This is a genomic window from Streptomyces sp. NBC_01384 (assembly GCF_045040035.1).
Taxonomy (GTDB): domain Bacteria; phylum Actinomycetota; class Actinomycetes; order Streptomycetales; family Streptomycetaceae; genus Streptomyces.
In genome coordinates, this window is sequence record NZ_CP109559.1 from 503,560 (window position 1) to 527,317 (window position 23,758).

The 23,758-nt window shown below is 69.8% G+C and carries 18 protein-coding genes and 3 pseudogenes; 8 read left to right on the plus strand and 13 right to left on the minus strand.

The annotated features are described in order from the left end of the window. Positions 1 to 40 precede the first annotated feature (40 nt). The 8 genes and pseudogenes from OG747_RS01995 to OG747_RS02030 all read right to left on the minus strand — a co-directional run. On the minus strand, positions 41 to 940 hold the full coding sequence (locus OG747_RS01995) for a DMT family transporter (RefSeq protein WP_405877180.1): 900 nt from the start codon (positions 938 to 940) through the stop codon (positions 41 to 43). Between the two features lie 246 nt (positions 941 to 1,186). Next, on the minus strand, positions 1,187 to 1,324 hold the full coding sequence (locus OG747_RS02000) for a hypothetical protein (protein WP_405877182.1): 138 nt from the start codon (positions 1,322 to 1,324) through the stop codon (positions 1,187 to 1,189). Continuing rightward, positions 1,321 to 2,721: an FAD-dependent monooxygenase gene (locus tag OG747_RS02005; RefSeq protein WP_405877184.1), complete on the minus strand. Its 1,401-nt coding sequence runs from the start codon at positions 2,719 to 2,721 to the stop codon at positions 1,321 to 1,323. The genes OG747_RS02000 and OG747_RS02005 overlap by 4 nt, the downstream gene beginning before the upstream one ends. Beyond that, entirely contained in the window at positions 2,714 to 3,907 is a 1,194-nt protein-coding gene (locus OG747_RS02010; RefSeq protein ID WP_405877186.1) for an MAB_1171c family putative transporter, read from the minus strand. Before OG747_RS02010 ends, OG747_RS02005 begins: the two co-directional genes overlap by 8 nt. Beyond that, positions 3,904 to 4,512 carry a toxin gene (locus OG747_RS02015; RefSeq protein WP_405877188.1) on the minus strand — a complete coding sequence of 203 codons (609 nt, stop codon included), beginning with the start codon at positions 4,510 to 4,512 and terminating at the stop codon, positions 3,904 to 3,906. Before OG747_RS02015 ends, OG747_RS02010 begins: the two co-directional genes overlap by 4 nt. Further along, positions 4,509 to 5,120, minus strand: a complete 612-nt coding sequence (locus OG747_RS02020; RefSeq protein WP_405877190.1) for a hypothetical protein — start codon at positions 5,118 to 5,120, stop codon at positions 4,509 to 4,511. Before OG747_RS02020 ends, OG747_RS02015 begins: the two co-directional genes overlap by 4 nt. A 488-nt stretch (positions 5,121 to 5,608) precedes the next feature. Then, a pseudogene (locus OG747_RS02025) lies at positions 5,609 to 5,722 on the minus strand (FAD-binding protein); the annotation flags it as partial. Further along, a pseudogene (locus OG747_RS02030) lies at positions 5,673 to 5,967 on the minus strand (FAD-dependent oxidoreductase); the annotation flags it as partial. The pseudogenes OG747_RS02030 and OG747_RS02025, both read right to left, overlap by 50 nt. 288 nt (positions 5,968 to 6,255) lie before the next feature. Between OG747_RS02030 and OG747_RS02035 the strand changes: the two are divergent. The 3 genes and pseudogenes from OG747_RS02035 to OG747_RS02045 all read left to right on the plus strand — a co-directional run. After that, the gene (locus OG747_RS02035) at positions 6,256 to 7,131 is read left to right on the plus strand and encodes a carbohydrate kinase family protein (protein WP_405885415.1); all 876 of its coding nucleotides are present in this window, start codon (positions 6,256 to 6,258) and stop codon (positions 7,129 to 7,131) included. A gap of 269 nt (positions 7,132 to 7,400) precedes the next feature. After that, positions 7,401 to 9,302 carry an AMP-dependent synthetase/ligase gene (locus tag OG747_RS02040; RefSeq protein WP_405877192.1) on the plus strand — a complete coding sequence of 634 codons (1,902 nt, stop codon included), beginning with the start codon at positions 7,401 to 7,403 and terminating at the stop codon, positions 9,300 to 9,302. A gap of 76 nt (positions 9,303 to 9,378) precedes the next feature. Further along, positions 9,379 to 9,683 (plus strand): annotated as a pseudogene (locus OG747_RS02045) (hypothetical protein); the annotation flags it as partial. A 212-nt stretch (positions 9,684 to 9,895) separates the two neighbouring features. Here OG747_RS02045 and OG747_RS02050 read toward each other — a convergent pair. Next, a complete protein-coding gene (locus tag OG747_RS02050; RefSeq protein ID WP_405877194.1) occupies positions 9,896 to 11,764 on the minus strand; it encodes a sensor histidine kinase in 1,869 nt (622 codons plus the stop codon). Continuing rightward, entirely contained in the window at positions 11,761 to 12,453 is a 693-nt protein-coding gene (locus OG747_RS02055) for a response regulator (RefSeq protein WP_405877196.1), read from the minus strand. Before OG747_RS02055 ends, OG747_RS02050 begins: the two co-directional genes overlap by 4 nt. Before the next feature lie 503 nt (positions 12,454 to 12,956). Here OG747_RS02055 and OG747_RS02060 point away from each other — a divergent pair. Next, positions 12,957 to 15,347, plus strand: coding sequence for an ATP-binding cassette domain-containing protein (locus OG747_RS02060; RefSeq protein ID WP_405877198.1), 2,391 nt, complete (start codon positions 12,957 to 12,959; stop codon positions 15,345 to 15,347). A gap of 14 nt (positions 15,348 to 15,361) precedes the next feature. Here OG747_RS02060 and OG747_RS02065 read toward each other — a convergent pair whose 3' ends face one another. From OG747_RS02065 to OG747_RS02075, 3 genes are all read right to left on the minus strand, one after another. After that, positions 15,362 to 15,763 carry a hypothetical protein gene (locus OG747_RS02065; protein ID WP_405886071.1) on the minus strand — a complete coding sequence of 134 codons (402 nt, stop codon included), beginning with the start codon at positions 15,761 to 15,763 and terminating at the stop codon, positions 15,362 to 15,364. A 641-nt stretch (positions 15,764 to 16,404) separates the two neighbouring features. Beyond that, positions 16,405 to 16,686 (minus strand): hypothetical protein, encoded by a 282-nt coding sequence (locus OG747_RS02070; protein WP_405877200.1) that lies wholly within the window; start codon positions 16,684 to 16,686, stop codon positions 16,405 to 16,407. A gap of 143 nt (positions 16,687 to 16,829) precedes the next feature. After that, a complete protein-coding gene (locus OG747_RS02075) occupies positions 16,830 to 17,918 on the minus strand; it encodes a LacI family DNA-binding transcriptional regulator (protein WP_405877202.1) in 1,089 nt (362 codons plus the stop codon). A 193-nt stretch (positions 17,919 to 18,111) separates the two neighbouring features. Here OG747_RS02075 and OG747_RS02080 point away from each other — a divergent pair, with 193 nt between their 5' ends. The 4 genes from OG747_RS02080 to OG747_RS02095 all read left to right on the plus strand — a co-directional run bounded on the left by OG747_RS02080 (position 18,112) and on the right by OG747_RS02095 (position 23,650). Beyond that, the gene (locus tag OG747_RS02080; RefSeq protein WP_405877204.1) at positions 18,112 to 19,038 is read left to right on the plus strand and encodes a carbohydrate ABC transporter permease; all 927 of its coding nucleotides are present in this window, start codon (positions 18,112 to 18,114) and stop codon (positions 19,036 to 19,038) included. A 4-nt stretch (positions 19,039 to 19,042) separates the two neighbouring features. Further along, positions 19,043 to 19,999, plus strand: coding sequence for a carbohydrate ABC transporter permease (locus OG747_RS02085; RefSeq protein ID WP_405877206.1), 957 nt, complete (start codon positions 19,043 to 19,045; stop codon positions 19,997 to 19,999). A 97-nt stretch (positions 20,000 to 20,096) separates the two neighbouring features. Continuing rightward, entirely contained in the window at positions 20,097 to 21,434 is a 1,338-nt protein-coding gene (locus OG747_RS02090; protein WP_405877208.1) for an ABC transporter substrate-binding protein, read from the plus strand. 155 nt (positions 21,435 to 21,589) lie between these two features. Continuing rightward, positions 21,590 to 23,650: a beta-galactosidase gene (locus OG747_RS02095; protein WP_405885416.1), complete on the plus strand. Its 2,061-nt coding sequence runs from the start codon at positions 21,590 to 21,592 to the stop codon at positions 23,648 to 23,650. Positions 23,651 to 23,758: the final 108 nt, after the last annotated feature.

Below are 23,758 nucleotides of genomic sequence, written 5' to 3' on the forward strand. Positions count from 1 at the left end.
AGGGGTGTCGCCGTGCCCGTTCCGGCTCGGGCGGCGGGGTTCAGGCCCTGCTACGGTCCGGTGCGACCAGTGCCTGGGCGAGTGGGATGCGGGCCAGGAGGACCGCTCCGTACAGGATCAGGACGGCCCCGGCGTTCTCGGGGATCAGCCACCAGCCGGTGCGTACCTTCTCCGCGTAGAGAGTGACGCCCAGGGCGAGGCTGACCAGGGCGTCGCCGAGGGTGAGGGCCGGTTGGGAGGCGACCAGGGGGCCGGACTGAACGGCGTTCTGCAGCAGGAAGAGTGCGCAGACACCGGTGGCGGCGAAGGCGTAGGTCTGCCAGGTGAGGAAGAAACCGGTGGCGCCGCTCGTCTGCCAGGCATGTGTGGCGTCCTTGATCAGGGCTGCGGTGAGCGCGTAGCCGATGGCTGCCGCGGCGCCGAAGCAGGCTGCGCGTGCGCGTCCGGCGGGGCGCCGCAGCGCGATACGGACGGCGACCACGATGGCGGCGATGCAGCAGGCGAGGGCCAGGACCCAGCCGCCGGTGGTGGGCCGGTCGGTGCCGGCCGAGGGTGCGGCCGCGGCCAGTGCCATGCCCAGCCCGGCGGCGATGCACGCCACAGCGGTCCATCCGTGCCGGGTCACCCGGCGGCGCAGTACCAGGCCGCCGATCAACAGCGCGAACGGCAGCTCCAGGACGAAGATCGGCTGTACGACGGACAGCGCCCCGTCGACCAGCGCCAGCGCCTGGAAGCACGCCGCCGCCATGACCGCGGCCATACCGCCGAGCCACACCGGCCGGTGCAGCAGATCGACCAGCAGCCGGGCGCGGAAGCCCTCCGACAGCGGGACGTCCTGCGCCGCGCGGCGCTGGAGAACGGTGGCGGTCGCGTTGCTGGCCGCGGCCAGCAACGCGAAGACGACGGAGAACACCAACCCCACCGGCTTGTCCCTCCTCATCTCCCGCGTCTCCCGCGGGCACGCCCGGCCGGCCGGGGTGCACGCCACGCCCATGCTCCCGCGACGCCGTGGTGTCCGCCCGCTCGGGCGCCATGTCGTGTCGGTGTCCGCACCGCTGTGCCCCTTGAGCAGGCGGCGATGGCTGGGCGGACCCGCTCGGGGCAGAGTTCCCCGACGAGCATGTGCCAGTGGGCGCGCGTGGGTGACTTCCTCGGCGGCGGACATGTCGATGGCGCGCTGCTGTTCTCACGGCGCGCCGACGACCCGTTGCCCGGCATGGCCGAGTTCCTCGACCGGTGTCCCGACCCGGCGCCCGACGCCGAGGCGACGGAGCCGCTGCCGCCGCTGACCACCGTGCACCAGGACGTGGAGAGCAGCTGTCACGAGATGGCGGTCTTGCGCTCCGCCTCGGTCACCGGCGGCCCTTGCAGGAGCGGTTTCTTCGGGCCGAGCAGCATGGGAACGAGCATGTCGGGTGAGAACAGGCGGGTCGCGGGCTTTTCAAGGCTCATGACGTCCAGCAGGGCGCCGAGGGCTCGTGGGTTGCGTGCGCCGGTGGCGACGGCCCGGTCGACGAACCGGGCGAGGAGCTTTTCCGTGACGGTGGGCGGCGTATCCGTGGCGCCGGGATAGAAGGCGTCCTGCCCGACGGCCAGGTCCCACGCGCCGGCGACGGGGCGGGCCGCCGCGCGCTGGAGGCGGCGTGCGGTGCCGGGGGCGGTGAGGCTGATGGAGCGCAGCACGTCCCTGATCGCGATGGCGCACTGGGCGGCGACGCTGAGGCCGTGCCCGTACACGGGGTTGTATCCGGCGACGGCGTCGCCGAGGACGGCGAAGCCGTCGGGCCAGGCCTTCATCTTCTCGTAGTAGCGGCGCTGGTTGGCGGTGCTGCGCGAGATGGCGATGTCGCCGATCGGCTCGGCGTCCTTGAGGAACTCGCCGATGACGGGGTCGCCGAGGCGGAGTGCGAAGTCCACGAAGGCGTCCGGGTCGCTGGTGGGTTCGCCGCCGCGGGTGCCGGAGAGGGTGACGATCCAGCGGTCTCCCTCGATCGGCAGGATGATGCCGCCCCGGCCGGGGGCCTTGGCCGGGTTGGCCTGCACATTGACGAGGGGGAAGTCGATGGCCGCGGTGCTGCCGGGGGCCCGGAAGAGGCGGGTGGCGTAGGTGACGCCCGCGTCGACTTCGCGTTCGGTGACCTCGGGCAGGCCGAGGTCGTGGAGCCACTGGGGTGCGCGGGAGCCACGGCCCGAGGCGTCGACGACCAGGTCGGCGGTCAGGGTGAGTTCTTCCTCGCCGGTGCGGACACGGACGCCGGTGACACGGTTGGCGTCGCCCTCCAGGCCGAGCGCGGAGGTGTTCTGACGGAGTGTGATGCGTTCGTCGGCGAGGACGTGGTCACGCAGTTCGAAGTCGAGCAGATCGCGGGAGCACACCAGGTTGCGGTGATGGGTGGTCGTAAAGCGGCGGAACCAGATCTCGTTGGGTGCCCGGGAGACCATGTCACCCATGATGTGGACGAGCCGGCCGCCGCGGGCCGTGATGTCGTCGACGATACCGGGCAGCAGTTCGTTGAACGCGCGCACGCCGCCGCTCCACACCAGGTGGGCGTGGCGGGCCTGGGGGACGCCGCGGCGGGGTTCGGGTCCTTCGGGGAGGGTGTCGCGTTCGATGAGCGTGACGTCGGCGAACTCGGTGAGCGCGGCCGCGGCGAAGAGGCCTGCGGCGCTGGCGCCTATGACGATCGCGGTGAGCGGGCGGGGGGTGGCTCGGTCAGGCATGTGCGTTCACGCTTTCTGTGCTGGTCACCCGCTGGCGGATGGTATCGACGGTGCGGGGGCGGTACAGCGCCCGTGAGATGGCGTCGATGTGGTCGCTGACATCGGTGCCGATCTGCGGAGGCTGATCGCCGGTGTGGAGCGGCGCCCGTCTCCGGTAGGCGTCGATGGCGGCGCGCAGGGCGACGGCACCGGCGAGGCCCGGGGCCTTCGCCTCGCTGTAGCCGGCCCGCGCCGCCTGGTGGGCCCGGCGGTGGAGGCCGTAGTCGAAGTAGGGGGCGAGCAGGCGCAGGGCGTCATGGATGCGCTGCTGGCGCTGCATCAGGCGCAGGTCCAGCGGCGCCCAGAAGCCGAAGCGGGCCTTTGCCGCGGCCGGTGCGACAGCTCGGACCGCGCGCCACAGGGGGCGCAGTTGCCAGTACTCGCGTTGGTCGCGCACCCGCTGGTGCAGGAAGGGTCCCATTTGCGGGACGATGAACCCGGCGGCCACCAGGATGGCCTCCACGAGGGCGAACGGCGGCGCCGCCCGGGTGCTGAGGAAGTCCCAGTCGGTGCCGGACCAGCGGGCGCTGATCGCGGTCATCTTCGCCGCGTCGAAGAAGAGGCCCGACGCGTATCCGAGCTGGAGGCAGACGGTCCCCGTCTTGAGCCAGCGGTTCTCGATCTCCGGGAACCATTTCCAGAGCATGTAGGCCGCGACCAGGCACGACACCATGTGGGCGACCAGGTAGAGCAGAATGTGCTCACGCATCCACGGGGTGCCGGCGTAGTAGGTGTCGAGGTCGTAGATCCGCACCTCGGGCACATGTGCCAGGAGGAAGGTCCCCCAGAGGGCGGCGACGATGCCGGCGTAGATCAGGTAGATGCGGCGGATTCTGCGCTGACGTTCCGGGGAGGGGGCCTCCCTCCACCGCATGATCATGGTCAGGCCGGTGGCGCAGAACGCGGTCAGGAAGGAGTAGGCCCATGGTGCCGCGATATTCGGTACGCCCGTCAGAGTGTTGAGCCGCCGGATGTTGACGGGCGTGATGACGACGAGGACGGCGGTGGCCCAGGTCAGCAGCAGCGTCGTGGCCCGTACCTCGGGGTCGCGCCAAGCGCGTGCGAAGGTCGGCAGCTTGAAGGCGAGGGCTGAGGCGAGCAGGGCGGTCGGGATCGCGTAGGGGATGTGGAACTGAAGGTTCGTCACAGGATGCGTCCGGCGCGGTTGCTCAGGGAGAGGTTGATGCGTCCTTCCACGGTGGCCGAATTGACGGGGCCTTCCGCGTACCGCCCCCGCATCCACGTGCGGACTTCACGGCCGAACAGCAGGCCGAACGTCTCGGCGTCCCCCTCGTGGTCGTCGGTGGAGTCGGCCCGGGCGTCCGCTGCCAGGAAGGCTTCGCGCGGGATGTCCTGCGCGTCGAGGATCTGTGCCGCGGCCCGTTGAAGCGCCTCCGGTGCCCGGTCGAGGTTGAGCGCGCGGGCGGCGGCCGGCAGTCCGGCGACGTGGTGGCCGCAGTCTCCCTGCTCCTCGTGCCATAACTCGTGCCCGAGGATGACCAGTTGTGCGTCGGGTACGGTGCCTTCCTCGACGACGATGATGGAGTGGTCCCCCATGTCCAGGCGCAGCCCCGACACGGGGATGTCCGGGGGGAAGGCCCGGAACACGAGTTGGATCGGTCTGCCCACGCGGACGCTCATCGCCCGGCAGAACTCCCGCATGACGGTCTTCGGCTCCGCCGGCCGCTGGATCGTTTTCGATGCCTCCTCGCCCAGCACGGCGAGCAGGGTCTTCATCGCTTTGGTGGTCATCGGGCGGGGTCCTCCTGTGGGGGAACCACGGACCGGATGACCCCTTCGAGGAGCCGGTCCAGCTGCTCGGGTGTCATGGAACCGTGCTGCCGCAGGTCCATGTCCCGCACGCCGTACTTCGCCATCAGCGCCTGTACGGGATCCGACTCGGGGTTCTCCAGTTTCTGCAGGACGGGCCGCAGAACGCGGTCGAGGACGTCGGCGGCCGGCATGGTGAAGAACGCCTCTCCCCCTTCGACGGCGAAGTACTCCACCAGGCCGTGCAGAAACTCGACGCTGGGCACCTTCTTGCCGTCGCACACCTGACGTGCCCAGTAGTCGGAGACGCCCAGGCGTTCACGGATGTCCGCGGCGAGATCCGACATGCGCCTGCCCGTGCGGTCCAGGTGGGCGTTGGCGAGGGTGTTGATGCGTGCGCAGACCCGGTCGTTGACCGTGTCGGCCGGCACCGTGCCGCCGCTCAGCAGGGTGCGGACCGTGCTTTCGGGCAGCGCCGTCCGGTCAGCCATTTCCTTCGGGTCGAGCAGTTCCGACCGGTTCAGGCCCTGTTCCTCGATGAGCGCGTTGAGGCGCCGAAGACTCTCGGGGAGTTGAGTGGGTGGCTCCACCAAGGTGCTCCCGGGGTGTGGAGGATCGATTACTGCGGTGCGCCTGGCACCCTATGCGGAAAACATGCGGCACTCAACGATCGTTTACCGGCCAAAAACTATCGTTGACGCAGGTGTGGGCGCAGAGCGGGATCCGGGCACGGCGGCGGGGCGCGGCTATGCGTGATCGCCCTGATCACACCGCAGTTGCTCGGCCCGCCGGCTGCTGTCGCCGGCGCTGTCTCGCACCTGGCGGGGTTTTGGCCGAGGCCGTGGACGCGGCGGGCTTCGGCGTGTCCGAAGCCCGCCGTTCCGGGGAGGCACCCGGGCGGCTGGGACCGGCCCGGCACCGGAGTTCCGGTGATCGCGGACGACACCGCGCCCCGTCAGGCGCCCGCACCGGCCGCGATGTCCAACGCCGCGATGTAGCCGAAGGCCATCGCCGGGCCGATCGTCGAACCCGCGCCCGCGTAGCTGTGGCCCATGACGGCCGCGCCGGCGTTTCCGGCGGCGTACAGGCCGGGGATGACGGATCCGTCCGGCCGTAGTACGCGTGCCCGGGCGTCCGTGCGCAGGCCGCCGGAACCCCCGCCGCGAGGATCACCGGGTTGTTCGGAATCCAGACACCCGCGCCGGAGCGCGCCGCCGAGCCCCCGAACGTGGCCGCCTTCTCGACGACGACGCAGCTCAGCCCCCGTTTCGCGGCCGTCAGCGCGGCGGTCGTCCCCGCCGCTCCGGAACCGATCACCACGACGTCGTATGTGCCGCGCGGGCACCTCGTCCTGCCGGTTGCTCCGCCGCGATCAGCCGTACCCCTCGGCGGCCCGCGCGAGGCGCGTGGCGTCGCGGGCGAGCAGGACCGGCTCAAAGCCGTCTGCGGCCCTTCGCCCGGCGAACGCCGCCCCTGTTCCCGCCGTCGCTCCGGTGACCAGGCCTGCGGGCAGCCGACGGTGCCGCGGATGCGGCCCTGCGCACAGACCGTGTCACCGTCCTTCCGGTCCTCCTGCCGCGTGGCCCCGATGGTCGGCGTCCGACCGTCGACTTCCCGACGCACCGTGGGGTTGCCCGCCATACTGAGGTCGGCGGGGAAGGAGAGGCAGATGAACCTGTGATCCATCAGCACACGGAATCGGACCAACACGCGGAATACGACGTCCTGGTGGTCGGCGGCAGTGGCGTGGACACCGTCGTTCGCGTCGACTCCGTGCCGGTCCCGCTCGCCGACTCGGTGCACGTGGGCCCGATCGAGGAGTGGCCCGGTCACACCGGCGGGAACGTCGCTCTCGGCGCCCGGGCACTGGGCCTCAGGGTCGCGCTGCTCGACTGCATCGGTGACGACTGGATCGGCGCACAGGTGCGCGAGCGGATGGCCAAGGAGGGTGTGGAGTTCGTCCCCCTGATCTCGCCCGCGGGAACGCGCCGCGCGGTGAACCTGGTGGACGCGTCCGGCCGTCGGATGTCCTTCTACGACGGCCGCGACCCGGCGGATCTGCGGATGCCCCGGGACTTCTACCTGCCGCGGTTGCGGCGCGCCCGCCACATCCACCTCTCCATCATGAACTTCGGCCGTTTCCTCTACGACGACATCGAGGATCTCGGGGTCCCCGTCTCCACCGATCTGCACGACTGGGACGGACTGGCCGACCACCACCGGGAGTTCGCCCTCCGTTCCGATCTCGTCTTCCTCAGCGCGGCGGGCGCGGGTGAGGACACGCCCGAACTGATGCGGGAGATCCTGCGTGCGGGGCGGGCACGGACGGTGGTCGCCACGGCGGGCGCGGACGGGTCCTACGTTCTCACCCGGGGCGACGGCTTTGACCCGCAGCACATTCCGGTGGCGGTCCCGCCCGCGCCGGTGGTGGACTCCAACGGCGCGGGCGACGCGTACGTCTGCGGCTTCCTGTACGGCAGGCTCGCCGGCCGGGACGTACGGGAGTGCGCCCGGCTCGGTGCGATCGCGGGTGCCCACGCCTGTACGGCCCCGGGCTCGACCGCCCTGATCACCCGGGAAGCTCTCCTGTCCCGCTCCTGACCGGAGGCTCTCCTCACTCGATGACCACCGCCCCCGCGCGGGACTTCGTGAACCCGGCGTGATCGCGCAACGAACCGGCGCGACCGTGCGAAAGACCGATGGGTGACCGGGTCCCGGGCGGAGGGGGTCCCTGCGCCAACCGTAACCTCATCGGTAGACGAACTGCCGCCCGATACCGGCACGGTCGAGGCCGGTCTGGGCTAGATTCGTGAATCCTCGACACCGGCGCCTCTCGGTGAGGCCACGTCGAGGAGAATTCTGGAGCGGCGATGCACGCGTTCGAACTTCCTCCACCGGCTACGACAGTGATGCAGGGGGGACTCGCCGACAGCCTCTTCGAAACGGCGCGCCGCGAGCCGGACCTTCCGCAGGTCGCGCGCCGTCTCGAGGGCTCGGACGACATCTGGACCACAGTGACCGCGGCCGAGCTGTGGGACGAAGTGACGGGCCTGGCCAGGGGATTGGTCGCGTCCGGCATACGCCCGGGGAACCGGGTGGCCGTCATGGCGCGTACACGCTACGAGTGGACCGTGCTCAGCTACGCGCTGTGGACGGTGGGCGCCGAGGTCGTACCGATCTACCCGGCCTCGTCGCACGAGCAGGTCGCGTGGATCCTCCAGGACGCCCGATGCGTCGCCGTGGCCGTCGAGGACGAGCAGGGCATCATGACGGTGGGCTCGGCGTGCGCGTCGGTCCCGTCGCTGCGCCACGTATGGCAGTTGGACACCGGGGCCCTGTCCCAGTTGACCGAGCGGGGCCGGGCGATCCCGATGACGGCGGTCGACTCGCTGCGCCGCATCGTGCTGCCCGACTCGACCGCGGTCATCGCCTACACCTCCGGCACCACAGGGCACCCCAAGGGCTGCGCCCTCACCCACCGCAACCTCGCCAGCCCCTGCGACACCCTCCTCGCGGGCTGGAGACACACGACCGCTCCCCCCGGCGAGCAGCCCGCCATCCTCGCCTTCCTGCCCTTCTCCCATGTGTACGGCCTGATGATCCAGGGGCTCTGTCTGCGCGGCGGCATCCTGCTGGGACACGAGCCCGATCTCAGTGAGGAGGCGCTCTCCGCGGCCCTCCGCTCCTTCCGGCCCACCTACCTCTACGCCGTTCCGTTCGTCTTCGAGAAGATCTACAAGAATTTCCTGCGTACGGCGCAACAGACGGGCCGCGGCGCCCTGTTCGAGCGCGCCGTCCAGACGGCCAAGGACTTCGCCGCGGCCGCCGAACGCCAGCGACTGGGCACCGGCTCCGGCCCCGGCTTCGACCTGCGCCTGCAGCACGCCCTCTACGAGAAGACCGTCTACCGGAAGCTGCGGGCCGCCCTGGGGGGACGGGTGTGCGGCGCGGTGTCGGGCGGCTCCCCGCTCAACCGGGAACTCGCCCTCTTCTACGCGGGCATCGGGATCTTCGTCCATGACGGGTACGGGCTCACCGAGACCAGCGGCGGCATCACGGCCCACCCCGTGGGGCGTGAGAAGTTCGGAACCGTGGGCCGTGCCCTGCCCGGCACGGACATCCAGGTGGCCGACGACGGGGAGATCCTGGTGTGGGGGCCCTCGGTGTTCCAGGGGTACGTCAACGACGCCCCGGCCACCTACGCCTCGTTCCAGGACGGCTGGCTTGCGACGGGCGACATCGGCCGCTTCGACGCCGAGGGGTATCTGACCATCACCGGCCGCAAGAAGGACATCATCATCACGAGCGGCGGCAAGAGCGTGGCTCCCGCGGCCCTCGAAGAGCGCCTGCGCGTCCATCCCCTGATCCACCAAGCGGTGGTCGTGGGCGACGACCGGCCCTGTGTGGGCGCTCTGATCACCCTGGATCCGGACTTCCTCACGCACTGGCGCGGGGCCTTGCACAGGGGTAGCACGCCGGCCCGGGACGCGCGGGAGGAGAACGAGCTGCGGGAGGAGGTCAGACGGGCCGTCGCCGCGGCCAACAGCACCGTGTCCCGCTCGGAGTCCATCCGGGTGTTCCGCGTTCTCCCCGAACCCTTCGACCTGGCCAACGGCCTGCTGACCCCGTCGATGAAGCTCCGCCGGGACGCCATCTCGCGGCGTTTCGCCGCCGAGATCGACGCGATGTACCAGACGTCGTCGAGGGTCCCGCGGGAGTACACGTCGAGCGAACCGTCGATCTGGGACGACTCGGACAACGTATTCCGGTGAGGGCACGGCGTCGGCCACTTCCCAGGGTCGGGAAGTGGCCAATTGGCATATGCGGGCCGTGTTGCCGCCGCGTGAGTTGGGCAATCGGGAGAAGCTGATCCCAAGGACGTCATCAAGGACGCCGACGGCACCGTCCACACCCGCTACGAGCGCACATACGCGGCCCTGGTCGCCGCGGAGAAGAGCAAGGCCGACGAGGTCGCTCCCGAGGGCACGCCCCGGCTGGTCGTCTGGGCCTCCGGCACCGGCAGGCCCGCGCTCGCCCGGGAAACCTCGGCGCTCCCAGCCGACAGCACCTGGAGACTACGCGTCAGGGACAACACTCCCGGCATCTTCACTGTCGACCCCGGCTACCTCGACAGCTGGAGCCTGAGCTTCTGAACCTTCTCCGCCCAGTCGACCTCTTCCACTTCTTCCACGGCGCGGGACATACGTGCGTCCCGCGAGCGACCGCAGGGGCGTGACACGGATTCTGGCCTCCGGCATCCTGGTGGTGTTCATGTGACCACAGTGCTCCCAGGGTGTCGGGCAACCAGAACCCTCTCGTGAGGAGGAACGCGGATCCTGGTACCGGCACCACCACCCTGCGCAGGTCAGCGGTCCTCGTCCGCCTCAACCGGAGGGACGGTGCCGGGAAGCCTCAGGGTGAAGACCGAACCGGCACCGAGTTCACTCGTCACCGCGACAGTACCGCCGTGGGCCGCGACGAGTTGGCGGACGATGGACAGGCCGAGCCCACTGCCGCCGGTGCGCCGGCTGCGGGACTTCTCGGCCCGCCAGAACCGGTCGAAGACACTGGGCAGATCCTCCGGGGCGATACCACTGCCGGTGTCGGCCACCTCAAGGACGACCTGCCCGTCCTCCTCCCGAACGGACAGGGTGATCGTGCCGTCGGCCGGCGTGTACCGGATGGCGTTGGACACCAGATTGCCGAGCGCCTGCCGCAGCCGGACCGGATCCGCGTCGAGCCACGACGTCCCGCTCCCCGCCGACGAGGACGTCCCGTCCACCCTCGTCCGCAGACCGATGCCCGCCGCCTCCGCCCCGACCCGGTGTGCCGCGGCGACCTGTTCGAGCAGTTCGTCCGCACGGACCGCCTCGCGGTGCAGCGCGAGGGTGCCCGCGTCGGCCGCCGCGAGGTCCTGGAGGTCGTCGATGACCCGCTGAAGGAGCACCGCCTCCTCGTGCAGGGAGGCGAGCAGTTCCGGGTCGGGGTCGACGATGCCGTCCCGGGTCACCTCCAGCCAGCCGCGGATGTTGGTGAGCGGGGTGCGCAGTTCGTGGGCGATGTCGCTGACCATCGCCTTGCGTTGCGCCTCCATCCGTTCCCGGCGCTCGGTCAGCTCGTTGAACGCCACCGCCAGGATGCCCGTCTCGTCCTGGGTGGTGACGGGAACCCGTACGTGCTGCTCCGGCGGCTGCTGCGCGGCCTGCGTCAGCGCGCGCAGCGGGCGTACGAGTCTGGTGGCGACCAGTGCGGTCACGGCCACGGTGAGGGCGAGGACGAGACCGGTGACCGCGACGATCTTGGCCTTGTTGGCCGTCGACATGTCGAAGGGCGGAACGGTGCTGTCCCCCGTGCCGAGGAACAGCTCGGCGACCGGCGCGACATCGGGGTCGAGCTGCTCGCGGCGCGCGTCGGTGAGGCACTCGTCGCTCTTCGTCTCGATCGCCGTGGGCAACCCCCTGGCCGTCTTTTTCACGAGGTCGAACTGCGGCTGCGGGGTCTGGATCGAGAAGTGAAGGTAGACGACCTGGGACGAGGCCTGGGCCACGTGCTTGCGCCGGAGGCACTCCTGGGCGATGCGGGTCAGCTCGTCCTGGGCCTTCTGCTCGGTGGGCATGAGGATGTTGACCTGTCCGTCCTCGCACTCGTGGACCGCGTTGTCGTTCTTGACGGTTCTGCCCGTGTCCGTCAGAACGGGCCGGCCGCTCGGCGTCCAGCCGAGAGTGGTCTCGAAATCGTCGCGGCGGTAGCACGCCTGCCGTTTCTTCGCCAGCACGTCGAGGCGTGCGTGCTCCTTGGACGTCAGCCGGTACGGTCCCACCGCGCGCGGGTCGATTCCGCTGAGCTGAGCCCCGGGTTCCGAGTAGGTGTCGGTGTGCAGGGGGTCGACCGTGGCGGCGGCCCCCGGCGGCAGGGCGGTGCGGGGCTTCGCGGAGTCGGCGATCGGCGTACGGTCCGCCGTCGTCAGCGCGATCCGCCGCCCTGTGGAGGCGGACAACCGGCGCAGGGTGTCCTGGACGCCGGACCAGCTCGCGTGAGTGGCGCCGTATCCGCTGAGCTGCCGGAGGATGTCCGTGTCGTCGGCGAGGGCCTGCCCTTGCTCCTCCTGGATGGCGCGGGTCGTCGTCTGCACCGCGAGCCAGGCCGTCGCCGCCACCGAGCAGAGGGCGATCAGTACCGAGGTGGTGATCAGCCGTACGAGGAGGCTCTTGCGCAGCGGTATGCCGGAGCTCACCCGCGCCCACCGCTGAGCTTGTACCCGACGCCGAACACGGTGAGCAGCCGCACCGGTCTGCGTGGATCGGGCTCGGTCTTCTTCCGCAGGTTCATGATGTGCACGTCGATGGCCCGTTCGGTGGAGGCCCGGTCGATGCCGCGGGTGCACTCGAGCAACTGCCGCCGGGAGAAGACCCGCTCGGGCTCGGCGGCCATCGCGCACAGGATTTCGTACTCGCCCGGCGTGCACTCCACGCGTGAGCCGTCGCAGTGCACCTCGTGCCGTACCGGGTCGATGGTGATTCCGGCGGTCCGGATGAGCCGGTCCTGTTCGGCGGCCGGGCGTCCGCTGCGCCGCAGGACGGTACGGATACGGGCCATCAGCTCGCGTGGGCTGTAGGGCTTGGTCATGTAGTCGTCCGCGCCGAGCTCCAGGCCGAGCAGGACGTCGTCCTCCGCGGAGCGGGCGGTGAGCATGAGGACGGGGATGTCGTCGTCCCGGCGCAGCACCCGGCACACCCCGAAGCCGTCGATCACCGGCAGCATGAGGTCCAGGACGACCAGGTCCGGCTTGTGTCGCCGTACCTCGTCGAGCGCGGCTCCGCCGTCGTGGACCACGGTCGCGGTGTGTCCCTCCTGCAGAAGTGAGCGGCGTATCAGCTCCGCTTGTTTCTCGTCGTCCTCCGCGACCAGCACATATGCGCACACGTGGCCGATGGTAAGCGCCCTCGGCCGTTAAAAGGGCAGGCGAGAGGGGCTTCCCACACGCTGACAACTTCCTCATATCCGCCTGCGAGGCTCGCGGGGACACCCCGTCGGCTCCAACGGCGCCTTCCCCGAAGAGGTGTGGCGTACTGCTGCACAGATCTTGACGCTCCTCGATCGAGCGCCTTGGCTTCCCCAGGGATTCAAACGATTCAAAGTCGGCGGCGTGGAGTGGGGGCGGCACGGGACCGGAGTGGACCGCTCCCGGCGCCAAGGTGGTGATGCCGGGGACCGCCGCGGGCCGGCTGGGACCGATGGTCGGATCGACGGTGAGACCGCGCGAGCCGGCCGGCACCGCGGATCAGGTAGGCAGCGGACCGTTGCCGCGACCGCGCCGACGAAGCCGACGAAGCCGAACCAGACGTACTGCGCAAGCTGGTTAGATCGAGCGAGGCGACGCCGACGGAGACCGCGAAGGCGGCCCCTCACTCACACATGGAGACACGATGAGCATGACCACGAGGACGGACACACAGTCGCCTGCGCAGCACGGTGCCAACAGCCACGACTTGATCCGCGTGCACGGCGCGCGCGAGAACAACCTCAAGGACGTCAGCGTCGAGATCCCGAAGCGCCGGCTGACGGTGTTCACCGGCGTGTCCGGCTCGGGCAAGAGCTCGCTGGTGTTCGACACGATCGCCGCGGAGTCGCAGCGGCTGATCAACGAGACCTACAGCGCCTTCGTGCAGGGCTTCATGCCGACGCTGGCGCGGCCCGAGGTCGACGTCCTCGAAGGGCTGACGACCGCGATCATCGTCGACCAGCAGCGGATGGGTGCCGACCCCCGCTCCACGGTCGGCACCGCCACCGACGCCAACGCGATGCTGCGCATCCTCTTCAGCCGGCTCGGGCAGCCGTACATCGGCTCGCCCAAGGCGTTCTCCTTCAACGTCGCCTCGATCAGCGGAGCGGGTGCGGTCACCATGGAGCGCGGCGGGCAGACCGTGAAGGAGCGGCGCAGCTTCAGCATCACCGGCGGCATGTGTCCGCGCTGCGAAGGCCGCAGCACGATCTCCGACATCGACCTCACCCAGCTCTACGACGACTCCAAGTCGCTCGCCGAGGGCGCGATCACTGTCCCCGGCTACACGGGGAGCGGCTGGAACTCTCGGCTCTACAGCGAGTCGGGCTTCTTCGACCCGGAGAAGCCGATCCGCAGGTTCACCAAGAAGGAGCTGCACGACTTCCTCCACCGCGAGCCGACCAGGATGAAGATCGCGGGCATCAACATGACCTACGAGGGGCTGATCCCGCGGATCCAGAAGTCGATGCTCGCCAAGGACCGGGAGGGCATGCAGCCGCACATCCGGGCGTTCGTGGAGCGGGCGGTCACCTTCACCACCTGCCCCGAGTGCGACGGCACCCGGCTCAGCGAGGGGGCCCGGTCGTCGAAGATCAACGGGATCAGCATCGCCGACGCCTGCGCGATGCAGATCAGCGACCTGGCCGAATGGGTCCGGGGTGTCGACGAGCCGTCGGTGGCGCCGCTGCTCGCCGCGCTGCGACACACTCTTGAGTCGTTCGTGGAGATCGGGCTCGGCTACCTCGCGCTCGACCGGTCGTCGGGCACGCTGTCGGGCGGCGAGGCGCAGCGCGTGAAGATGATCCGCCACCTCGGCTCCTCGCTCACCGACGTCACCTACGTCTTCGACGAGCCCACCATCGGCCTGCACCCGCACGACATCCAGCGGATGAACAACCTGCTGCTGCGGCTGCGGGACAAGGGCAACACGGTGCTCGTCGTGGAGCACAAGCCGGAGACGATCGCGATCGCCGACCACGTTGTCGACCTCGGCCCCGGCGCCGGTACGGCGGGCGGCACCGTCTGCTTCGAGGGCACCGTCGAGGGGCTGCGGGTCGGCGGCACCATCACCGGCCGCCACTTCGACGACCGGGCCACGCTCAAGGCGACGGTGCGCAAGCCGACCGGCACGCTGGAGATCCGCGGCGCGACGGCGCACAACCTGCAGGGCGTCGACGTCGACATCCCGCTCGGGGTGCTTGTCGTCGTCACCGGCGTCGCCGGCTCCGGCAAGAGCTCGCTCGTGCACGGGTCGATCCCCGCCGGCGCGGATGTGGTGTCGATCGGCCAGGGCGCGATCCGCGGTTCGCGGCGGAGCAACCCGGCGACGTACACCGGACTGCTGGAGCCGATCCGCAAGGCGTTCGCCAAGGCCAATGGCGTGAAGCCGGCGCTGTTCAGCGCCAACTCCGAGGGCGCCTGCCCCACCTGCAACGGCGCCGGCGTCATCTACACCGACCTGGCGATGATGGCCGGCGTCGCCACCACCTGCGAGGAGTGCGAGGGGAAGCGGTTCCAGGCATCGGTGCTGGAATACCACCTCGGGGGCCGCGACATCAGCGAGGTGCTCGCGATGTCGGTGACCGAGGCCGAGGAGTTCTTCGGCGCCGGCGAGGCGCGCACGCCGGCCGCGCACGCCGTCCTCGACCGGCTCGCCGACGTCGGGCTCGGCTACCTCAGCCTCGGCCAGCCGCTCACCACGCTCTCCGGCGGCGAGCGGCAGCGGCTCAAGCTGGCCACCCATATGGCCGAGAAGGGCGGCATCTACGTCCTCGACGAGCCGACCGCCGGCCTCCACCTCGCCGACGTCGCGCAGCTGCTCGGCCTGCTCGACCGGCTCGTCGACTCCGGCAAGTCGGTCATCGTCGTCGAGCACCACCAGGCGGTCATGGCGCACGCCGACTGGATCATCGACCTCGGCCCGGGCGCCGGACACGACGGCGGCCGGCTCGTCTTCGAGGGCACACCCGCCGACCTCGTAGCCGCCCGTTCCACCCTCACCGGCGAACACCTCGCGGCGTACGTCGGCACCTGACCGAGGCCCTCGCGTCAGGCGGCCGCGCTTGTGAGCCTGAGTTGTATGTCGACCTCCTGGTCACCGGAGGTCGATCCGGACACCTGGACGGCGAACGCCGACGCGAGGGTCTCCCGCAGCCGATTCACTGCCACGGGACCGCCCTGGAGGTCAGCGGTGACGGAACCGGCCAGGGAAAGGTCCGGCGGGAGCGCGGCGCTGCGCGAGACGAGGAAGGCTCCGGTCCAGGTGTCGGGGTGGGCAGTCGTGTCCTGTCGTGGCGCGTCGCCGCCGCCTTCCGACATGAAGCGGGTGTCCAGTGCGCGGAACACGGTGTCCGCGTCCGCGGCGGAGCAAGCGTCCAGGACGACCTGCACCAGGTCCGATGACGAGACCTGTCCAGCAGTCGAGCCGACGGATGACGGAGTGTCGTTCATGGTGTCCTCGCCTTTCCTTGCTGTTCCTCGCTGTTCCTCGCCTTTCCCGGTCGGGCCCGGTCTCGGGGCGGGAACGGACGACGTGTCGTCGGTCGGAGTCCGCACAGCGCGGGCGACCTTGGCGCCGCGCGCGGAGGCCCCAACCGCCGCCCACTACATGCTCGTTGAGGTTCTCGCCCGCGCCGAGCACGCTCCGTGCACAGGTGGTGGCCCTGTGGCTCCAGCCAGAGGAAGTGGAAGGAGGACGTGACGGAGAAGTCGAAACCAACCTGCCCGATCATCATCATATAGCTGATTTACGATATGACCGATTCGCTCCACATCGACTGCTTTACCCATCCTTGTGGCCCGAAACATCCGGGGTCGCGGCCGAAGGCGACACCCCACGGCTCGCCCTCCAGCGGGCCGCCGCTCATGTCGTGCCGTACGTCCCGCTCGGGGACGGCGTCCGGCCTCGGCATGGTCGACCGCGGCGAAGTGCGCGGTGCGGGCCGAGCGGAGACATCACGTTGACGGTGGCGGGCACCGCGTCCAGGCGTCCCCGCCGCACAACGGTGACGACGGCGGAGGAGAGCGGGCCTCGCGCGATGGGGAGCCGAACCGCCGCGAGACGATCACGCGGCGGTCACCCAGGTCCTCGATCACCCGATACCCGATCCGACCTCCGATCCGGTCCCCGGCACCCCGGCGGAGACCGGGAACGCCTCGGCGGGCACGGAGCGCGGATCGTGCGGCGGGGCAGCCGCGTAGGCCACCTCTACGAGCTCCTCGACGCCCCGCGTACGAGCCTCCTCGACGCCGCGCGCAAGCGCATCGAGGCGGCCCTGGGCCCCCTCACCGAGTCCAGCGAAGCCTTCCCGCTCTTCCAGCACCCCGGTACCGAGCCGCTGTACATGCTCGAAGGCACCCTGGTCCACTGCCACGGCGAGGCGCATAACGTGCCCCAGCGGCACCCTCCACCTCGACGGCGAAGGCGCCCACGGTCCGCGGGAACTGCTGGACCTGCTGGACCTGCCCATCCGGTTCCTGGCCGTCTCGGCCACCGGCGAGCACGGCCTCGGCGGAGCTACGCGTCCACGGGGGCCGGGGGCGGTGCGGTGCTGTCGCGCACCACGAGTTTGGTGGGGACGAGCGTGGTGCCGTGTTCCGGGCCGCCGTGGCGCATCCGCCGCAGGACGCCATCGACGCAGAGGCGCCCCACCTCGGCGAAGTCCTGGTGAACCGTGGTCAGCGGCGGCAGGAAGGAGCCGGCCTCGGGGATGTCGTCGAAGCCGATGACGCTGACGTCGTCGGGGATCTTCCGGCCGCGCTCGTGCAGGGCCCTCATGAGCCCCAGCGCCATCTGGTCGTTGGCGGCGAACACCGCCGTACAGTCGCGCTCCTCGGCGAGTCGCAGGCCCGCGCGGTAACCGGACTCCGCCGACCAGTCGCCGCGCACGACGGGCGGCACGACGCGGCCCGCCTCGGTCAGTGCGTCGCGCCAGGCGTCGGCGCGGCGCTGTGCCGCGAAGGACTCCTCGGGACCGGCCAGATGCCAGACCGTGCGATGGCCGAGGTCCAGCAGGTGCCGTACGACGGCGCGGGCTCCGCCGGCCTGGTCGGTGTCGACCACGGCATAACGGTCGCCCGCGTCCGAGTCGGCGACGACGACCTGGACGTGCGGGGGCAGGGAGATGGTCGCCGCGTCGAGCAGGTGCACCTCCATGATGGCGATGACGGCGTCGACGGCGAGCTCCCCGAGCCGGGAGAAGGCGCCGCGCACCTCGTCCTGGGTGGGGACGGCGACCGGCAGCAGCGTGACGGCGTACCCCTCCTGCGCGGCGGAAGTGGCGATCGCCTCCAGGGTGCGCATGTTGCCCGTGGTGGAGAGGTTGAAGGTGATGACGCCGATGGTGCGGAACTCACCGCGCTTCAGAGCCCGGGCGGCACTGTTGGGCCGGTAGCCCAGCTCCTTCATGGCCGCGAGCACCTGCTGCCGGGTCTCCTCGTTCACACCCGCGTAACCGTTGGACACGCGGGAGACGGTCTGCGAGGAGACGCCCGCCAGGCGTGCGACATCCGCCATGGACGCGGTCTGCGTGCGACGCACCGCCCGTTTTCCCTTGCGCGCGCGGGCCCGTTCCGTGCCCGTCGAAGCGCTGTCCGCAGTGTCCACCCGTCTCCTTTGTTACCCAGGTCGTAGTTTCGTCAGACGACCCTTGACCACCGACATTGGCGCAGTGTAGACATGCCGCCATCAGATGTTTACGTAAACATAACAGCCCTCGACAGTTCCGGGGACGACATGTTTACGTAAACATCGCGACGGCGCGAAACGCCGGTTCCGAGATGGACGAGCGAGGAACGACATGACGACGCTTCAACCCCCTGCGGCCGTGGCACGGCGCCCGGAGAGGCCTCCGGCCAAGCGGGACCGCCGCTCCTGGACAGGGTGGGGGTTCATCGGCCCCTTCGCGGTGGTCTTCGCCTTCGTCTTCCTGGCTCCGATCGCGTATTCGATCTATCTCAGCCTCTTCCGCGACAAGCTCATCGGCGGCACGTCCTTCGTCGGCCTGGACAACTACACGCAGGCCCTGCAGGACGACCAGTTCTGGTCCTCGCTGGAACGAGTGTCGCTCTTCCTGCTGGTGCAGGTGCCGATCATGCTGGGCATCGCCCTGCTGGTGGCCCTCGTGCTGGACAGCGGACGGCTGTACGGCAGGGACTTCTTCCGGATCTCGATCTTCCTGCCGTACGCGGTGCCCGCCGTGGTCGCCACCCTCATGTGGGGCTTCATGTACGGCACCCGGTTCGGCCTGGTGGGCGACATCAACGATGCCTTCAACGTCACCCTGCCCGACCCGCTCTCCACCAACCTGGTCCTGGCGTCGATCGGCAACATCGTCACCTGGGAGTTCGTCGGCTACAACATGCTGATCTTCTACTCCGCGCTGCGGGTCGTCCCGAGCTCGCTGTACGAGGCCGCGGAGATCGACGGCGCCGGGCAGCTCCGCATCATCACGGCCATCAAGCTCCCCGCCATCCGCGGCGCCCTCGTCATCGCGACGATCTTCTCGATCATCGGCAGTTTCCAGCTCTTCAACGAGCCGAGCATCCTGCGGCCGCTGGCGCGCAACGCCATCACGACGGACTACACCCCGAACTACTACACATACTCGCTGTCCTTCAACGGCCAGCAGCACAACTACTCCGCGGCGGTCGCCATCATCATGGGGCTGATCACCATGGTCATCGCCTATGTCGTGCAGCTCCGCGGCATGCGCAAGGGAGCGTGACCCGATGAGCAGCACGAGCAGTCCCGTCACCACCGCCTCCCAGTCCGCACCCGCTCAGGCCGGCGGCGGTACCAAGAGCGCACCCCGACTGCGCACCCGCCGCAAGCATGTTCCCGGGCGCCCCAAGCGCAGCGTTCTGCTGACCGTGCTCACCGGCCTGATCATGCTCTACGCCGTGGTGCCCCTGGTGTGGCTGGTCATCAGCGCCACCAAGACCCAGAAAGGGCTCGCCGACTCGTCCGGACTGTGGTTCAGCCACGACTTCGCCCTCTGGGACAACATCAGCCAGACGTTCACGTACCACGACGGCATCTTCGTCCGCTGGCTGCTGAACACCCTGCTGTACGTCGTGCTCGGCGCCGGCGGCGCGACCCTCCTGGCGATCCTGGGCGGCTACGCGCTGGCGAAGTTCACCTTCCCCGGAAAGCGCGCCGTCTTCGCCGTGGTCATCGGTGCCGTCGCCGTCCCGGGCACCGCCCTGGCGGTGCCCACCTTCCTGATGTTCAGCAAGATGGGGCTGACGGACACACCGTGGGCGGTGATCATCCCCTCACTCGTGTCGCCCTTCGGTCTGTATCTGATGTGGGTCTTCGCCACCGAGGCCATCCCCACCGAACTGATGGAGGCCGCCCGCATCGACGGAGCGAGCGAGCTGCGCACCTTCTTCCAGGTCGCCCTGCCGCTGCTCGCCCCCGGCACCGTGACCGTTCTGCTGTTCACCACGGTCGCGACCTGGAACAACTACTTCCTGCCGCTGATCATGCTCAAGGACCCGAACTGGTACCCCCTGACCCTGGGCCTGGACGCCTGGAACTCCCAGGCCCAGACGATCGGTGGCGACGTGATCTTCAACCTGGTGATCACCGGTTCGCTGCTCACCATCGTGCCGCTGATCGCCGCGTTCCTGCTGCTGCAGAAGTACTGGCAGTCCGGGCTCGCCGCCGGAAGCGTCAAGGAGTAACTCCACCCCTGGCCCCACCCCCCTCAGCCCCACCCCCCTCAGCGTCACCTCTTTCACCCTCGCCCTGTCCCGCCCACAAAGAAGTGGAAGCACCTCCATGCGCAGAACCACCGGCCGCCTGCTGCGCGGCCTCGCTCTCCTCTCCACCCTCGCCCTGGGGGCGACCGCCTGCGGCGGCTCCGGCAACGACAGCTCCAGCCAGAAGGCGGTCTCCGCCGGGGACGTCCAGGCGGCCCTCAAGAAGGGCGGCACGGTCACGGTCTGGGCCTGGGAGCCCACGCTCAAGACGGTCGCCGCGGACTTCGAGAAGAAGTACCCCAAGGTCAAGATCAACCTCGTCAGCGAGCGGTCCGGCGACAAGCACTACACCGCCCTGTCGAACGCCATCTCGGCCGGGAAGGGCGTCCCCGACGTCGCGCAGGTCGAGTACTTCGCGCTGGGGCAGTACTCCCTCACCAAGGGCCTCTCCGACCTGGCCCCGTTCGGCGCCGACAAGCTCGCCGCCAAGTACACCCCGGGTCCGTGGAACGCCGTGAGCGACGGTGCCAAGGTCTACGGCCTGCCGATGGACTCCGGCCCCATGGCGATGTTCTACAACAAGAAGGTCTTCGACAAGTACAAGATCGCGGTCCCGACCACCTGGGACGAGTACGTCCAGGCGGCCAGCAAGCTGCACAAGGCCGACCCCAAGGTCTACATCGCCAACGACGCCGGCGACGCGGGCTTCACCACCAGCATGCTGTGGCAGGCCGGTTCGCGCCCCTACAAGGTCGACGGCACCAAGGTGACGGTCAACTTCGAGGACGCGGGCGCCAAGAAGTACACCGACACCTGGCAGAAGCTCATCGACGAGAAGCTCCTCGCGCCCATCAACGGCTGGACCGACGACTGGTACAAGGGGCTCGGCGACGGCACCATCGCCACCCTGACCACCGGCGCCTGGATGCCCGCCAACTTCGTCACCGGCGTGCCGAGCGCCTCCGGTGACTGGCGGGCGGCTCCGATGCCGCAGTGGGCCACGGGCGAGAAGGCGAGCGCGGAGAACGGCGGCAGCTCCCTGGCGCTGCCCACGCTGGGCAAGAACAAGGAACTCGCCTACGCGTTCGTCGAGTACGCCAACTCCGGCGCCGGTGTCCAGACCCGCATCGACCAGGGCGCCTTCCCGGCGACCAAGGCGGAGCTCCAGTCCTCCTCGTTCCAGAACAAGGAGTTCAAGTACTTCGGCGGGCAGAAGGCCAACCAGATCTTCGCCGAGTCCGCGGCCAACGTCGCCTCCGACTGGTCGTACCTGCCCTTCCAGCAGTACGCCAACTCGATCTTCAACGACACCGTCGGCAAGGCGTACGTCTCGAGCACCAAGCTGGCCGCCGGCCTGAAGTCCTGGCAGGACGCCTCCGTCAAGTACGGCAACGAGCAGGGCTTCACCGTCAAGTAGTCACCGCTCACGAGTAACGCCTACGAGTAACAGCCCACGAGTGGCCACTCAGGAGCAGACGCTCAGGAGTGGCCACTCGGAGCCGCCACTCGAACATCACCACCGCCCCACCACGCACCTCGCACCACCCCGTGCAGCGCACCGGAAGGACCACCATGATCTCCACCCTCCTGTCCCAGTTGCGGCACGGGCCGGACGGTGATCCCACCCCCCGCCTCGCCTACGGCGCCGACTACAACCCGGAGCAGTGGCCGCGCGAGGTGTGGGAGGAGGACATCCGGCTCATGCGGGAGGCGGGCGTCAACATCGTCTCCGTGGCGATCTTCTCCTGGGCCCGTATCCAGCCCGCCGAGAACGAGTGGGACTTCGGCTGGCTCGACGAGGTCATGGACCTGCTGCACGCGGGAGGCATCGGGGTCGACCTGGCCACCGCCACCGCCTCCCCGCCGCCCTGGCTCAGCACGGCGCATCCGGAGATCCTTCCGGTGACCGCCTCCGGTGAGACGCTGTGGCCCGGGGCGCGCCAGCACTGGCGTCCCACCTCGCCCGTCTTCCGCGAGTACGCGCTGCGCCTGGTGCGGAAGATGGCCGAGCGGTACGCGAACCATCCCGCGCTGGTGGCCTGGCACGTCTCCAACGAGCTGGGCTGCCACAACGTCTACGACTACTCCGACGACGCCGCCCGCGCCTTCCGCGACTGGCTGCGCGCCCGCTACACGACGCTCGACGCCCTCAACCATGCCTGGGGCACGGCGTTCTGGTCCCAGCGCTACAGCGACTGGGAGCAGATCCTGCCGCCCCGGCTGGCCGCCTCCCACCCGAACCCCACCCAGCAGCTGGACTTCAAGCGCTTCTCCTCCGACGTGCTGAAGGACTATCTGCGCGCGGAGCGGGACGTGCTGCGCGAGCTCACGCCCGACGTTCCGGTCACCACCAACTTCATGGTGATGGGCAACACCAAGGGCATGAACTACGCCGACTGGGCCGCCGAGATCGACTTCGTCTCCAACGACCACTACGTGGTGCCCGGCCCGCAGGACCGCGACGAGCTGTCCTTCTCCGCCAACCTCGTCAGCGGCATCGCGCAGGGACGTCCCTGGTTCCTCATGGAGCACTCCACCAGCGCCGTGAACTGGCAGCCGATCAACGTGGCCAAGCGGCCGGGCGACCTCGCCCGTGACTCGCTGGTGCACGTCGCGCACGGCGCCGACGCCGTGTGCTTCTTCCAGTGGCGCCAGTCGGCGGCCGGCGCCGAGAAGTACCACTCGGCGATGGTGCCGCACGCCGGAGCCGACAGCGAGGTCTTCCGCGCGGTGACCGGCCTCGGACAGACCCTCAAGACGCTCGCTCCGGTCGCCGGCACCGAGCGTGAGCCGGCCCGGGTCGGCATCGTCTTCGACTGGGACTCGTGGTGGGCGAGCGAGCAGGACTCCCACCCCACCGCCCAGCTCAGCTACCGGCAGGAGGCACTGGACTGGTACTCCGCGCTCCTCGCCCTCGGCATCCGGGCCGATGTCGTCACCACGCAGACCGAACTCGACCGCTACCAGGTCCTGATCACCCCGGTCCTCCACGTCATGCCGGCCGCGCTGGCCAAGGAGCTCACCCGGTACGCCGAGAACGGCGGCCACCTGGTCACCACGTACTTCTCCGGTGTCGTCGACGAGAACGACCACATCTGGCTCGGCGGCTACCCGGGAGCCCTGCGCGACCTGCTCGGCATCCGCATCGAGGAGTTCGGCCCGCTGCTCGACGGCCACACGGTCGACGTCGACGTGGACGGCGTGGACGGGCTCTCCACGGGCAGCCTGTGGACCGACCGGATCAGCGTCACCGACCCGGCGGTGGAGGTGCTGGCCCACTACCGTGCCGGTACGTACGCCGACCGCCCCGCCGTCACCCGTCGCCCGTCGGGCCAGGGCTCGGCCGCGTACGTCTCCACCCGGCTCGGCTCGGACGGTCTCACCGCGCTGCTGCCGAAGCTGCTCGCCCCGGCCGGTGTCGACAGTGAACTGCCGGACGGCGCGCGGGGAAGCGTCGAGCTGATCGTGCGCCGGGACGCCGACAGCCGCTACCTGTTCCTGGTCAACCGGACCGACGGGACGGTGCCACTGACCGGACTCGCCGGGGATCTTCTGGTCGGCCGGGCGGACGACGACGGCACCGTCGTCCTCTCCCCCCGGGACGTCGCCGTGCTGCGGCAGCCCGCCCTCTGACAGCCCTCGAACAGCGAGCACGGCCCCCCGTTCGAGGGTTAGCCGGCGTGCCCCCCGTGCGGGGGCACGCCGGTCCACCGGGGCAGCCCTGGTCACCGCCCCGCCGAC